Annotated in this window: 5 protein-coding genes, 21 tRNA genes and 2 rRNA genes; all 28 read left to right on the top strand. The window is 41.8% G+C overall.

What is annotated here, in order from left to right; all coding sequences use genetic code 11:
- Positions 1-121 precede the first annotated feature (121 nt).
- The 28 genes from RCG20_RS07655 to RCG20_RS07520 all read left to right on the top strand — a co-directional run bounded on the left by RCG20_RS07655 (position 122) and on the right by RCG20_RS07520 (position 13,807).
- A 23S ribosomal RNA gene (locus tag RCG20_RS07655) occupies positions 122-3,055 on the top strand.
- 118 nt (positions 3,056-3,173) lie between these two features.
- Positions 3,174-3,289: ribosomal RNA gene (rrf, locus tag RCG20_RS07650) — 5S ribosomal RNA — on the top strand.
- Between the two features lie 9 nt (positions 3,290-3,298).
- A tRNA-Val gene (locus tag RCG20_RS07645) sits at positions 3,299-3,374 on the top strand.
- Positions 3,375-3,381: 7 nt separating this feature from the next.
- Positions 3,382-3,457, top strand: a tRNA-Thr gene (locus RCG20_RS07640).
- 75 nt (positions 3,458-3,532) lie between these two features.
- Positions 3,533-3,605, top strand: a tRNA-Lys gene (locus tag RCG20_RS07635).
- Between the two features lie 15 nt (positions 3,606-3,620).
- Positions 3,621-3,705: transfer RNA gene (locus tag RCG20_RS07630), tRNA-Leu, on the top strand.
- A gap of 12 nt (positions 3,706-3,717) precedes the next feature.
- Positions 3,718-3,792: transfer RNA gene (locus RCG20_RS07625), tRNA-Gly, on the top strand.
- Positions 3,793-3,800: 8 nt separating this feature from the next.
- Positions 3,801-3,886, top strand: a tRNA-Leu gene (locus RCG20_RS07620).
- A gap of 19 nt (positions 3,887-3,905) precedes the next feature.
- A tRNA-Arg gene (locus RCG20_RS07615) sits at positions 3,906-3,982 on the top strand.
- A gap of 6 nt (positions 3,983-3,988) precedes the next feature.
- Positions 3,989-4,065, top strand: a tRNA-Pro gene (locus tag RCG20_RS07610).
- Positions 4,066-4,083: 18 nt separating this feature from the next.
- Positions 4,084-4,156: transfer RNA gene (locus RCG20_RS07605), tRNA-Ala, on the top strand.
- Between the two features lie 21 nt (positions 4,157-4,177).
- Positions 4,178-4,254 (top strand) — tRNA-Met (locus RCG20_RS07600).
- A gap of 25 nt (positions 4,255-4,279) precedes the next feature.
- Positions 4,280-4,356 (top strand) — tRNA-Ile (locus RCG20_RS07595).
- 14 nt (positions 4,357-4,370) lie between these two features.
- A tRNA-Ser gene (locus RCG20_RS07590) sits at positions 4,371-4,463 on the top strand.
- Positions 4,464-4,631: 168 nt separating this feature from the next.
- Positions 4,632-4,705: transfer RNA gene (locus RCG20_RS07585), tRNA-Met, on the top strand.
- Between the two features lie 3 nt (positions 4,706-4,708).
- Positions 4,709-4,785: transfer RNA gene (locus RCG20_RS07580), tRNA-Asp, on the top strand.
- A gap of 63 nt (positions 4,786-4,848) precedes the next feature.
- Positions 4,849-4,924: transfer RNA gene (locus RCG20_RS07575), tRNA-Phe, on the top strand.
- Between the two features lie 10 nt (positions 4,925-4,934).
- Positions 4,935-5,010: transfer RNA gene (locus tag RCG20_RS07570), tRNA-His, on the top strand.
- An 18-nt stretch (positions 5,011-5,028) separates the two neighbouring features.
- Positions 5,029-5,102, top strand: a tRNA-Gly gene (locus RCG20_RS07565).
- 4 nt (positions 5,103-5,106) lie between these two features.
- Positions 5,107-5,180 (top strand) — tRNA-Ile (locus RCG20_RS07560).
- A 13-nt stretch (positions 5,181-5,193) separates the two neighbouring features.
- A tRNA-Asn gene (locus tag RCG20_RS07555) sits at positions 5,194-5,268 on the top strand.
- 4 nt (positions 5,269-5,272) lie between these two features.
- A tRNA-Ser gene (locus tag RCG20_RS07550) sits at positions 5,273-5,363 on the top strand.
- An 8-nt stretch (positions 5,364-5,371) separates the two neighbouring features.
- Positions 5,372-5,443, top strand: a tRNA-Glu gene (locus RCG20_RS07545).
- Positions 5,444-5,868: 425 nt separating this feature from the next.
- Positions 5,869-7,809 (top strand): 1,4-alpha-glucan branching protein GlgB, encoded by a 1,941-nt coding sequence (gene glgB / locus RCG20_RS07540; protein WP_308183619.1) that lies wholly within the window; start codon positions 5,869-5,871, stop codon positions 7,807-7,809.
- Complete coding sequence (locus RCG20_RS07535; protein WP_308183618.1) at positions 7,757-8,902, top strand: glucose-1-phosphate adenylyltransferase; 1,146 nt, start codon at positions 7,757-7,759, stop codon at positions 8,900-8,902. Before glgB ends, RCG20_RS07535 begins: the two co-directional genes overlap by 53 nt.
- A gap of 24 nt (positions 8,903-8,926) precedes the next feature.
- Positions 8,927-9,964 (top strand): GlgC family sugar phosphate nucleotidyltransferase, encoded by a 1,038-nt coding sequence (locus tag RCG20_RS07530; protein WP_308183617.1) that lies wholly within the window; start codon positions 8,927-8,929, stop codon positions 9,962-9,964.
- A complete protein-coding gene (gene glgA, locus RCG20_RS07525; RefSeq protein ID WP_308183616.1) occupies positions 9,961-11,412 on the top strand; it encodes a glycogen synthase GlgA in 1,452 nt (483 codons plus the stop codon). Before RCG20_RS07530 ends, glgA begins: the two co-directional genes overlap by 4 nt.
- Positions 11,402-13,807 carry a glycogen/starch/alpha-glucan phosphorylase gene (locus RCG20_RS07520; protein ID WP_308183615.1) on the top strand — a complete coding sequence of 802 codons (2,406 nt, stop codon included), beginning with the start codon at positions 11,402-11,404 and terminating at the stop codon, positions 13,805-13,807. The genes glgA and RCG20_RS07520 overlap by 11 nt, the downstream gene beginning before the upstream one ends.
- Positions 13,808-13,834 lie beyond the last annotated feature (27 nt).

The raw sequence follows: 13,834 nt of genomic DNA, 5'->3' as shown, positions 1-13,834 counted from the left end.
AATCGTAAGAAGAAGTCAAAGTAAGAACCGAGTAATCGCCATTTTAGTTTTCTCTCTTATTTATAAGAGTAGTAAGACAAACCAGCTGATGAAGAAATTCATTACTGATCATTTGTCTATAGGTTAAGTTAGAAAGGGCGCACGGTGAATGCCTTGGCACTAGGAGCCGATGAAGGACGGGACTAACACCGATATGCTTCGGGAGCTGTAAGTAAGCTTTGATCCGGAGATTTCCGAATGGGGGAACCCACTGTTCGTAATGGAGCAGTATCTTTACCTGAATACATAGGGTATTGAAGGTAGACCCGGGGAACTGAAACATCTAAGTACCCGGAGGAAGAGAAAGCAAACGCGATTCCCTGAGTAGCGGCGAGCGAAACGGGAAATAGCCCAAACCAAGAGGCTTGCCTCTTGGGGTTGTAGGACACTCAATATGGAGTTACAAAGGAACGGGGTAAATGAAGCGACCTGGAAAGGTCAGCCGTAGAAGGTAAAAGCCCTGTAGTTGAAACTTCGTTCCCTCCTGAGTGGATCCTGAGTACGGCCGGACACGTGAAATCCGGTCGGAAGCAGGGAGGACCATCTCCCAAGGCTAAATACTCCCTAGTGACCGATAGTGAACCAGTACCGTGAGGGAAAGGTGAAAAGCACCCGGAAGGGGAGTGAAATAGTTCCTGAAACCGTGTGCCTACAAGTAGTCAAAGCCCATTAATGGGTAATGGCGTGCCTTTTGTAGAATGAACCGGCGAGTTACGATTACATGCAAGGTTAAGTTGAAAAGACGGAGCCGCAGCGAAAGCGAGTCTGAATAGGGCGAATGAGTATGTGGTCGTAGACCCGAAACCAGGTGATCTACCCATGTCCAGGGTGAAGTCCAGGTAACACTGGATGGAGGCCCGAACCCACGCACGTTGAAAAGTGCGGGGATGAGGTGTGGGTAGCGGAGAAATTCCAATCGAACTTGGAGATAGCTGGTTCTCTCCGAAATAGCTTTAGGGCTAGCCTCACGTAGTAAGAGTCTTGGAGGTAGAGCACTGTTTGGACTAGGGCCCTCATCGGGTTACCGAATTCAGACAAACTCCGAATGCCAAAGACTTATCCGTGGGAGTCAGACTGCGAGTGATAAGATCCGTAGTCAAGAGGGAAACAGCCCAGACCACCAGCTAAGGTCCCAAAGTATACGTTAAGTGGAAAAGGATGTGGAGTTGCTTAGACAACCAGGATGTTGGCTCAGAAGCAGCCACCATTTAAAGAGTGCGTAATAGCTCACTGGTCGAGTGACTCTGCGCCGAAAATGTACCGGGGCTAAACGTATCACCGAAGCTGTGGATTGACATCTTAGATGTCAGTGGTAGGAGAGCGTTCTAAGGGCGTTGAAGCTAGATCGTAAGGACTAGTGGAGCGCTTAGAAGTGAGAATGCCGGTATGAGTAGCGAAAGATGAGTGAGAATCTCATCCACCGAATGCCCAAGGTTTCCTGAGGAAGGCTCGTCCGCTCAGGGTTAGTCGGGACCTAAGCCGAGGCCGAAAGGCGTAGGCGATGGATAACAGGTTGATATTCCTGTACCACCTCTTTATCGTTTGAGCAATGGGGGGACGCAGAAGGATAGGGTAAGCGCGCTGTTGGATATGCGCGTCTAAGCAGTTAGGCTGTCAGTGAGGCAAATCCCGCTGACGTGAAGGCTGAGCTGTGATAGCGAGGGAAATTTAGTACCGAAGTTCCTGATTCCACACTGCCAAGAAAAGCCTCTAGCGAGATAAATGGTGCCCGTACCGCAAACCGACACAGGTAGGCGAGGAGAGAATCCTAAGGTGAGCGAGAGAACTCTCGTTAAGGAACTCGGCAAAATGACCCCGTAACTTCGGGAGAAGGGGTGCTCTTTGGGGTGAATAGCCTCGAAGAGCCGCAGTGAATAGGCCCAGGCGACTGTTTAGCAAAAACACAGGTCTCTGCGAAGCCGCAAGGCGAAGTATAGGGGCTGACGCCTGCCCGGTGCTGGAAGGTTAAAAGGAGGGGTTAGCGCAAGCGAAGCTCTGAATTGAAGCCCCAGTAAACGGCGGCCGTAACTATAACGGTCCTAAGGTAGCGAAATTCCTTGTCGGGTAAGTTCCGACCCGCACGAAAGGCGTAACGATCTGGGCACTGTCTCAACGAGAGACTCGGTGAAATTATAGTACCTGTGAAGATGCAGGTTACCCGCGACAGGACGGAAAGACCCCGTGGAGCTTTACTGTAGCCTGATATTGAATTTTGGTACAGCTTGTACAGGATAGGTAGGAGCCTGAGAAGCCGGAGCGCTAGCTTCGGTGGAGGCGTCGGTGGGATACTACCCTGGCTGTATTGAAATTCTAACCCACACCCACATATCTGGGTGGGAGACAGTGTCAGGTGGGCAGTTTGACTGGGGCGGTCGCCTCCTAAAGAGTAACGGAGGCGCCCAAAGGTTCCCTCAGAATGGTTGGAAATCATTCGCAGAGTGTAAAGGCACAAGGGAGCTTGACTGCGAGACCTACAAGTCGAGCAGGGACGAAAGTCGGGCTTAGTGATCCGGTGGTTCCGCATGGAAGGGCCATCGCTCAACGGATAAAAGCTACCCCGGGGATAACAGGCTTATCTCCCCCAAGAGTCCACATCGACGGGGAGGTTTGGCACCTCGATGTCGGCTCATCGCATCCTGGGGCTGTAGTCGGTCCCAAGGGTTGGGCTGTTCGCCCATTAAAGCGGTACGCGAGCTGGGTTCAGAACGTCGTGAGACAGTTCGGTCCCTATCCGTCGTGGGCGCAGGAAATTTGAGAGGAGCTGTCCTTAGTACGAGAGGACCGGGATGGACGCACCGCTGGTGTACCAGTTGTCTTGCCAAAGGCATCGCTGGGTAGCTATGTGCGGACGGGATAAGTGCTGAAAGCATCTAAGCATGAAGCCCCCCTCAAGATGAGATTTCCCATAGCGTCAAGCTAGTAAGATCCCTGAAAGATGATCAGGTTGATAGGTCAGAGGTGGAAGCGTGGCAACATGTGGAGCTGACTGATACTAATCGATCGAGGACTTAACCATTTTTAAAGCGATCTCGTTCTTAATACTTCTTCTGCATTATCTAGTTTTGAGGGAATGAAAATTTTCTCTTGCAAAATTGCAAAAAGGCATTATAATAATATATGTCTGATGAAAATAGTCTGGTAATTATGGCAAGAAGGTCACACCCGTTCCCATACCGAACACGGAAGTTAAGCTTCTTTGCGCCGATGGTAGTTGGGACTTTGTCCCTGTGAGAGTAGGACGTTGCCAGGCTATATATATGGAGGATTAGCTCAGCTGGGAGAGCATCTGCCTTACAAGCAGAGGGTCGGCGGTTCGATCCCGTCATCCTCCACCATATTTATGCCGGCCTAGCTCAATTGGTAGAGCAACTGACTTGTAATCAGTAGGTTGGGGGTTCAAGTCCTCTGGCCGGCACCATGTTTCTTACTTTCTGATAAAATTTCAGGAAAAATATGCGGAAAATCCCGAAGAGCTTTTGAGCGGGTTTTGTACGAGCCATTAGCTCAGTTGGTAGAGCATCTGACTTTTAATCAGAGGGTCGAAGGTTCGAGTCCTTCATGGCTCACCTTTAATGGAATATGCGGGTGTGGCGGAATTGGCAGACGCACCAGACTTAGGATCTGGCGCCGCAAGGCGTGGGGGTTCAAGTCCCTTCACCCGCACCATCTTTATACAATGCGGAAGTAGTTCAGTGGTAGAACATCACCTTGCCAAGGTGGGGGTCGCGGGTTCGAATCCCGTCTTCCGCTCCATTGAATATGCCGGGGTGGCGGAACTGGCAGACGCACAGGACTTAAAATCCTGCGGTAGGTGACTACCGTACCGGTTCGATTCCGGTTCTCGGCATCATCTTTTTAAGAACATTGCGCCCGTAGCTCAATTGGATAGAGCATCTGACTACGAATCAGAAGGTTGTAGGTTCGACTCCTGTCGGGCGCACCATTTTTACGGGAAGTAGCTCAGCTTGGTAGAGCACTTGGTTTGGGACCAAGGGGTCGCAGGTTCGAATCCTGTCTTCCCGACCATTCTTTGTAGTAGATTGTGGGGCCTTAGCTCAGCTGGGAGAGCGCCTGCCTTGCACGCAGGAGGTCAGCGGTTCGATCCCGCTAGGCTCCACCTTAGTTTTAATATATATTTGGCGGTGTAGCTCAGCTGGCTAGAGCGTACGGTTCATACCCGTAAGGTCGGGGGTTCGATCCCCTCCGCCGCTACCAAATATAAATTAAAAATATTTTAATCGGACCTTTAGCTCAGCTGGTTAGAGCTGACGGCTCATAACCGTCCGGTCGTAGGTTCGAGTCCTACAAGGTCCACCATTAACTTATATTTTGGAGGAATACCCAAGTTCGGCTGAAGGGATCGGTCTTGAAAACCGACAGGCGGGTAACACCGCGCGGGGGTTCGAATCCCTCTTCCTCCTCCATTTTTCAAAAAAGAAATTATATTATTGTCGCGGGGTGGAGCAACGAGCAATACTTCACTGAATATGCTGCGAGTTGTACCAATTGAACTGCTGCTTGAATAAGCTTTTTGAAATTGGTACAGTCAAACGCTCACATTGAGCAGGCTCAAAATTTTATATTTTTATTGTCGCGGGGTGGAGCAGTCCGGTAGCTCGTCGGGCTCATAACCCGAAGGTCACAGGTTCAAATCCTGTCCCCGCAATATGGTCCGGTAGTTCAGTTGGTTAGAATGCCTGCCTGTCACGCAGGAGGTCGCGGGTTCGAGTCCCGTCCGGACCGCCATTTTTAAAAAAATGTTAGTTTGATATAATTTTGAATCTTAAAAGTAAGTAATAAATATTATTTGGCTCGGTAGCTCAGTCGGTAGAGCAAAGGACTGAAAATCCTTGTGTCGGCGGTTCGATTCCGTCCCGAGCCACCATTTTATTGTGGCGATTGTGGCGAAGTGGTTAACGCACCTGATTGTGGTTCAGGCATTCGTGGGTTCGATTCCCATCAGTCGCCCCATCTTAATAATTTAAATTTGCGGGTGTAGTTTACTGGTAAAACCTCAGCCTTCCAAGCTGATGTAGTGGGTTCGATTCCCATCACCCGCTCCAATTTGGGCCTATAGCTCAGCTGGTTAGAGCGCACGCCTGATAAGCGTGAGGTCGATGGTTCGAGTCCATTTAGGCCCATTATTTATATTATTCCGCAGTAGCTCAGTGGTAGAGCTATCGGCTGTTAACCGATCGGTCGTAGGTTCGAGTCCTACCTGCGGAGCCAATATGGGGAAGTACTCAAGAGGCTGAAGAGGCGCCCCTGCTAAGGGTGTAGGTCGGGTGACCGGCGCGAGGGTTCAAATCCCTCCTTCTCCGCCATATTTATTGGCCCCTTGGTCAAGTGGTTAAGACACCTCCCTTTCACGGAGGTAACACGGGTTCGAGTCCCGTAGGGGTCATAAAAAAGGCTGATGACAATAATGTCATCAGTTTTTTTTGTCGTCTAAAATAGTAACCTGTTGATAACTTTAGAATTAGAAAAAATATTACCTATAAAGAGGGATAAACCTAACGTATTTACGAAGGGTTTATCCCTCTTTCCTTTTCCATTTTGGGGGAACTTTGTGAAGAATTACGCACTTTTCTCATTTAAAGCAATGATTTATTTTTGAAAAAATAACATAGATTTTTGTAGAATTATGTCAAATAGTGGTGCAAATCTTATTGTTTCTAGGGGTAATATTGGGAAATGCAAACCTATTTGTCAACATAACGAAAACATTGTCGAAATAGTGAAAAAAGTTTATCAAGGAATAATAATAAATAGCACGAATTATACATAAATGCTTAAAATACATTATTTCCAATGGGGATGAGGAGAGCAATGGTAGTGAATACATTATATCCAACTGATTATCAACTTCATTTATTTCATGAAGGAAGCTTATTTCAAAGCCATAAGCTTTTTGGTGCTCATATCCTATGGAATTCCGAAAAGGTATGTACACGATTTTGTGTATGGGCTCCAAATGCCAAACAGGTTAGATTAGTTGGCGAATTTAATAGTTGGAGCGGAGTGGGCTATGAACTTCATAAAGTAAATGAAGAAGGTGTTTGGGTTCTTCTATTAGATCAGAATTTAGAAGGAATCCAATACAAATATGAACTTACCACATTATCAGGTGAAATCATTTTAAAGGCAGACCCTTACGCGTTCTATTCAGAAATTAGACCGAATACAGCTTCCGTCGTCTATTCTTTGAAGGATTACGAGTGGGAAGACTCCATTTGGATGCAAAAAAAGGAAAAGAAGAGCAGCTTGTCAGAGCCAGGTGTCATTTACGAAGTACATTTAGGTTCTTGGAAAAAGAGGAATAACGGGGATTTTTTATCCTATAAAGAAATGGCTGATCAGTTAATACCCTATGTGGTTGAACATGGGTTCACCCATATTGAATTGTTGCCTCTTGTTGAGCACCCGCTCGACAGGTCCTGGGGTTATCAAGGAACGGGTTATTTTTCTATCACATCAAGGTATGGAACTCCCCAAGAATTTATGTTTTTTGTAGATCAATGTCACCAGAATGGTATTGGTGTCATTCTTGATTGGGTTCCAGGGCATTTTTGCAAGGATGCACATGGATTATACCAATTTGATGGAACACATATTTATTCTTATAAAGATCATGCTGATCGTGAAAATGAAGTATGGGGAACAGCAAATTTCAATTTAGGTTTGGGCGAAGTGCAGAGCTTCCTCATTTCTAATGCTATTTTTTGGATGGATACGTATCATATTGATGGATTTAGGGTGGATGCTGTAGCTAATATCATCTATTGGCCCAATTCATTCGAAAACAACGAAAATCCTTATGGAATTGAATTTCTGAAGAAGTTAAATGATGCCTTACACGAATATAATTCAGATTTCTTAATGATTGGGGAAGATTCAACAGATTTTCCCAATGTAACTACACCTGTTTGTTATGGTGGATTAGGCTTTGACTACAAATGGAATATGGGCTGGATGAACGATATGTTGGAATATATGAAGACCCCGCCTTTCTCTCGGTCATCCGCTCATCATAAAGTAACTTTTTCACTTATGTACACTTTCTCAGAAAATTTTGTATTACCGTTTTCTCACGATGAAGTTGTTCACGGAAAAAAGTCTTTACTTGATAAAATGCCGGGTGATTATTGGGAAAAATTTGCGCAGCTTCGGTTATTACTCGGGTATATGTTTGCGCATCCTGGTAAGAAATTGTTGTTTATGGGATTTGAGCTAGGGCAGTTTTCGGAATGGAAAGATCAGGAACAATTAGACTGGGAGTTAATGGAATATGACATGCATCGGAATGTTAATGCATATGTTAAAGAATTACTGAAAATTTATAAGCGATCAAAACCACTATATGAATTAGACAATATGCATGAAGGGTTTGAGTGGATAGATGTTAATAACAGTGAACAATCCATTTTTTCTTTTATCCGAAAAGGGAAAAAGGATGACGAGTTATTAGTCATCGTCTGTAATTTTACAGGAATCCATTACCAAGATTATAAAATTGGTATTCCAACTGCTGGTGAATATCGAGAGATTTTCAATAGTGATAAAGAAGAATTTGGTGGAGCAGGATTCATCAATAAAAAAACATTAAAGGCAATGGAAGTGCCTTTTCACGGGAGATCGTTTTCAGTTGACTTGACGATTCCATCCTTTGGAATCTTAATCTTAAGACCAGTAAAAAAACGGAAGGAGCGAAAAGGCAATGGTAAAGAAAAAGTGCGTAGCCATGCTATTAGCAGGAGGGAAAGGAAGTAGGCTTGACTCCCTGACAAAAGATCTTGCAAAGCCGGCTGTGCCGTTTGGTGGGAAATATCGAATTATTGATTTCACGTTGAGTAACTGTACAAATTCGGGTATTGATACAGTGGGTGTATTAACTCAGTATCAACCATTACTATTAAACTCATATATTGGAATTGGAAGTGCGTGGGATCTTGATCGAAAAGATGGTGGTGTAACTGTTTTACCGCCCTATAGTGAATCTTCAGAAGTGAGATGGTATACGGGAACTGCTAGTGCTATTTATCAGAATTTCAATTATTTAAAGCAATATCAGCCCGAATACGTGTTAATTCTATCTGGAGATCATATTTATAAAATGAATTATGAGAATATGCTTGAATACCATATTGAAAAAAGGGCTGACGCAACGATTTCTGTGATTGAAGTTCCTTGGGCTGAAACGAATCGATTTGGCATTATGAATACAAATAAGGATAAAAGAATCATAGATTTTGAGGAAAAGCCAGATAATGCCAAAAACAACCTTGCATCTATGGGTATTTATATATTTAATTGGAATGTTCTGAAGGAGTATTTAGAAAGAGATGATAGAAATTCGGATTCAAGCCATGACTTTGGAAAAGATATCATTCCACTACTTTTAGAGGAACAAAAGAAGCTATTTGCCTACCCATTTAAGGGGTATTGGAAGGATGTTGGAACAGTCAAGAGTCTTTGGGAAGCGAATATGGATCTATTAAATGATGAATGTGAATTGAATTTATTTGACTATGATTGGAGAATTTATTCAGTTAATCCCAATCAGCCTCCACAATATATCTCCCAAGAAGCAATTGTAAAGGAATCGCTCATTAATGAAGGATGTTCTATTGAGGGCGAAGTAGAGAAATCCGTCCTATTTCAGGGAGTTTCTATTGGGAAAGGGACCGTTATTAAGAAATCTGTCATTATGCCAGATGCAATGATTGGTCAAAATGTTTTTATCGAGAGAGCTATTGTCCCAGGAGATATGATGATTCCAGATGGTACCGTTATTCAATCTTTTGATGATGAAGTAATTCTTGTGACAAATGAAATGATTAATGGGTTACAATCAGCACTTTAATTAAATATAGGAGGGACTATTAAATTGAACAAAAGGCTATTAGGCATAATTGATGCAACAAACTATCATCAAGACTTAGAGGACCTTCTATCACATCGCTCATTAGCAGCATTACCATTTGGAGGACGATATCGGATCATTGACTTTGTTCTGTCCAATATGGTGAATTCGGGGATTAATAGTGTAGCGATATTTCCAAAATTACAATATCGGTCATTAATGGACCATCTTGGATCGGGGAAAAATTGGGGGTTGAATCGCAAACGAGATGGCCTTTTTTTCTTCCCATGTCCTTCTGTTGATCAGGAAGATAATCATAATGGGATTGGCTCTTTTAATAACTTTGCAGCCAATTTAGATTTTTTCCATCGGAGCTCACAAAAATATTCTATTATTACTAATTGCTATACAGTATTTAATATGGATTTTGGTCCTTTATTAGATTGGCATATCGATTCAGGATGTGATATTACCGAAGTCCATCATCAGGATGGAAGATCACTTGGAATGTATTTACTTAAAACATCCTTACTGATTGACCTCATTCAAACAAGAAATGAGACGGGTAACATGTGTATGGAGGATGTTGTAAACGATATCCGCCACTTTTATGCTATTTGTCATTATAAATATAGTGGGTATGCCACAATGGTTGATTCGATTCAAACGTACTTTTCGACAAGTATCGGATTATTGGAATCAGATGTATGGAATCGATTGTTTTTAAAGGAACAGCCCATTTTTACAAAAGTAAAAGATGAACCTCCAACGAAATATATGAAGAATTCATCGGTTAAAAATTCAATGATAGCCAATGGGTGCATCATTAATGGATGTATAGAAAAGAGTATTATCTCCCGGGGAGTTAAAATTGGCAAAGGCGCTGTTTTAAAGAATTGCATCATTATGCAAAAGTCCCAAATCGGGGAAAATTGCTATCTTGATTCCGTTATCTTAGATAAAGATGTAATAGTAGAAGCGGGTACTGTTTTAACTGGAACTACCCAGGACCCTTATGTAATTCGAAAAGGTACAGTGCAAGGAGCGTTGATGAATTCGTGAAAGTTTTATTTGCTGTTTCTGAATGTGGCCCATTTGCAAAATCAGGGGGGCTTGCCGATGTTGCAGGTTCTCTGCCTAAAGAATTAAAAAGTCTTGGAACTGATGTTAGAGTAATTCTTCCCAAATATAGTTCTATAGCCGAAAATTACAAAAGGAAAATGAAAAAGGTAAATGAATTTTCTGTTCCTGTTGGCTGGAGGAGTCAATATTGTGGAATTGAAAAGCTCGAGTTTCAAGGAATTACTTTTTATTTTGTAGACAATGAATATTATTTTAAAAGAGATCGCCTTTATGGATATTATGATGACGGCGAAAGATTTGCTTATTTTAATAGAGCTGTGCTAGAAAGTTTAGCATATCTAGATTTCTATCCGGACGTTTTGCATTGTCATGATTGGCATACTGCCCTTGTCCCCTATTTATTAAGAGTAGATTACTATAAAAGAAGTGGATATGGCCAAATGCGGACTGTGTTTACGATTCATAATCTTCAATTTCAAGGTATCTTTCCAAAAGAAACTCTAGGGGATTTGTTAGGCCTAAATTGTCAGTCCTTTCATCCAGAGCATTTGGAGTTCTTTGGCAATGTGAATTTTATGAAAGGAGCATTGGTAGCTTCAGATAAAATTACCACTGTTAGCCCAACCTATAAACAAGAAATTCAAACATCCCAATACGGTGAAAAATTAGACGGTCTGCTTAGGGCGAGGGAAGAGGATCTAATTGGAATCATAAATGGAATTGATGAAGACATTTATAATCCAGCTGTAGATCTTTCTATTTTTAAAACGTTCACGTCACATGATTTTAAAAATAAATCAGAAAATAAACGAGAGGTTCAAAAACTCTTTCAATTACCAGAGCGTTCTGATGTTCCGTTAATGGTAATGATTTCGCGGCTAACAAAGCAAAAAGGGTTAGATCTTATTAAATATGTTTTACATGAAATTTTACAGGAAGATATTCAATTAATCATCCTTGGAACAGGGGATTACGAAAATGAAGACTATTTGCGACAGGCTGCAAATAGTTATCCTGACAAGTTTAAGGTTCACATTGGGTTCAATGAAGACTTGGCACATAAACTATATGCAGGGGCAGATTTGTTTTTAATGCCTTCAAAGTTTGAACCATGTGGTCTTGGACAGTTGATTGCCATGAAATATGGCGCAATCCCGATTACACGGGAAACAGGCGGTTTGAATGATACAGTAGAATCATGGAATGAATTTACGGAAGAAGGAAATGGTTTTACATTCCGAAACTTTAATGCCCATGACATGCTTTATACTATCAAGAGGGCAATTCATTTCTATCGCGATAAAGATTCATGGGAAAAAATTGTAAAGAAGGTAATGGAAAGGGATTATAGCTGGGCACAGTCAGCCTTTAAATATAACCAACTCTATGCAGAGGTCATCTCAAGGAGTGAAACGCATGTTTTCTGAAAAAGAAAAGTTTAAGAAAACTTTTTTAAAAAGGCTTGAGATGCTTTGCGGGAAAAGCTTTGAAGAAAGTACTGAAAGGGATCATTACGAAACGGTAGGGAATATGATCCGTGAATGTGTTAGCAATAATTGGATTCGGACAAATGAACGATATCGATCAGCTGATGAAAAACAAGTATACTATTTATCTATTGAGTATTTATTAGGAAAACTATTAAGGCAAAATTTAATTAATTTGGGCATTGAGGAAACGGTGCAAAAAGGCCTTCAAGAGCTTGGAATTGACTTAAATGGACTAGAAGAATTTGAAGCAGATGCAGGCCTCGGAAATGGCGGTTTAGGGAGACTGGCTGCCTGTTTTTTAGACTCATTGGCATCACTTGATCTTCCAGGGCATGGATACGGGATTCGTTACAAGCATGGATTATTCGAACAGAAAATTGTTGATGGATACCAGGTTGAACTTCCAGAGCAATGGCTTAGGAGTGGGAATGTTTGGGAGATTCGTAAAGCAGACCTAGCTGTAAAAGTCCCGTTTTGGGGGCAAGTTGAGGAAAAGGTGGAGAACGACCGCCTTGTCTTTCATCACATCCATTCGGAATCAGTAACGGCTGTTCCTTATGATATGCCTGTTGTTGGGTATAACACAAACACGATCAACACTCTTAGGCTTTGGACTGCTGAACCATCTCAATTTCCGATTTATAAAGATATATTAAAATATAAACGTGAAACGGAGACTGTTTCTGAATTTTTATATCCTGATGATTCTCATGATGAAGGAAAAATTCTCAGACTAAAACAACAATACTTTTTAGTGTCTGCAAGCATTCAATCCATAGTGAGATCGTATCTGAAACAGCATGCAAATTTAAAAAAGCTGCACCATCATGTATGTATTCATATTAACGATACCCATCCAGTTCTGGCAATCCCAGAATTAATGAGAATCTTGATTGATAATGAAGGTATGAACTGGGATGAAGCATGGAACATTACAAAAAACACAATTTCTTATACAAATCATACAACCTTAACAGAAGCACTAGAAAAATGGCCAATTCGAATTTTCCAACCTCTTCTTCCTAGGATTTTTATGATTGTGGAAGAAATAAATGAACGATTTTGCAAGGATCTTTGGGAGAAATACCCTGGGGATTGGGATCGAATTGGGGAAATGGCTATTATTGCCCATGATCAAGTAAAAATGGCACACTTGGCTATTGTAGGAAGCTTTAGCATCAATGGAGTAGCAAAGCTACATACGGAAATTCTAAAACAGAGAGAAATGAATAACTTTTATCAATTGTTTCCAGATAAATTCAACAATAAGACCAATGGGATTGCACACCGGCGCTGGCTTTTAAAGGCTAATCCTAAACTTGCGAACCTATTGACAGATGCAATAGGACCTTCCTGGATCCAATCAGCGCAGGAACTTACTAATTTACTTGATTATCAAAATGATGCTGTATTATTAGAAGATTTGTTTCAGATAAAAAGAGAGAATAAGCAAAGACTTTCAGATTTAATCCTTACTCAAACGGGAATAGTCGTAGATGCGCAAGCCATTTTTGATGTTCAAGTGAAGAGGCTTCATGCCTATAAACGTCAGCTTCTAAATGTTTTACACATTATGCACCTTTACAATCAAATGAAACAGGATTCTAGTTTCAGGATGTTTCCTAGAGTGTTTATTTTTGGGGCAAAAGCATCTCCTGGCTATTACTACGCAAAAAAAATAATAAAGTTAATTCATGCTGTTGCTGAAAAGGTCAATTTTGACCCAACTATTGGTGACAAAATTAAAGTGGTTTTTCTCGAAAATTACCGGGTTTCATTGGCGGAGAAAATTTTCCCTGCAACAGATGTAAGTGAACAAATTTCCACCGCTAGTAAGGAAGCTTCAGGTACAGGGAATATGAAATTCATGATTAATGGTGCTCTGACTGTAGGGACTCTTGATGGTGCTAATATAGAAATTCGCGAACAAGTGGGCGACCAAAATATATTTACTTTTGGGTTAACATCAGCGGAGGTTCTTCATTATGGTCAGCATGGAGGATATCAATCAATCGAATATTACCATCATGACAATCGTATCAAACAGATCGTTGATCAGCTGATAAATGGTTTCTTTTCAACAGCTTACAATGAATTTGAACCCATTTTTGATTCTTTACTTGCAGAAAATGATTCATATTTCGTTTTAAGGGATTTTGCCGCTTATGCTGATGTTCAAAATAGAATTGGGAAGTCCTATGAAAATAAGACTGAATGGCAGAAGAAAAGCTTAGTGAATATCGCCAATGCAGGCTATTTTTCAAGTGATCGAACAATTAAAGAATATGCTGATGAAATTTGGGGGATAAAACCTGCAAAAAGAAGGGACTGAAATTTTTCAGTCCCTTCTTTCCTAGCT

The sequence above is a fragment of the Neobacillus sp. PS3-40 genome (assembly GCF_030915485.1).
GTDB lineage: Bacteria > Bacillota > Bacilli > Bacillales > Cytobacillaceae > JAUZPL01.
Note: the sequence above shows the minus strand (reverse complement) of the source record. Positions and strands in the feature narration are given on the sequence as shown.

Excerpts from the sequence above, each read along its gene's own strand:
- RCG20_RS07520 (WP_308183615.1), top strand. The coding sequence starts at position 11,402 with ATGTTTTCTGAAAAAGAAAAGTTTAAGAAAACTTTTTTAAAAAGGCTT.
- RCG20_RS07535 (WP_308183618.1), top strand. The coding sequence starts at position 7,757 with ATGGTAAAGAAAAAGTGCGTAGCCATGCTATTAGCAGGAGGGAAAGGA.
- glgB (WP_308183619.1), top strand. The coding sequence starts at position 5,869 with ATGGTAGTGAATACATTATATCCAACTGATTATCAACTTCATTTATTT.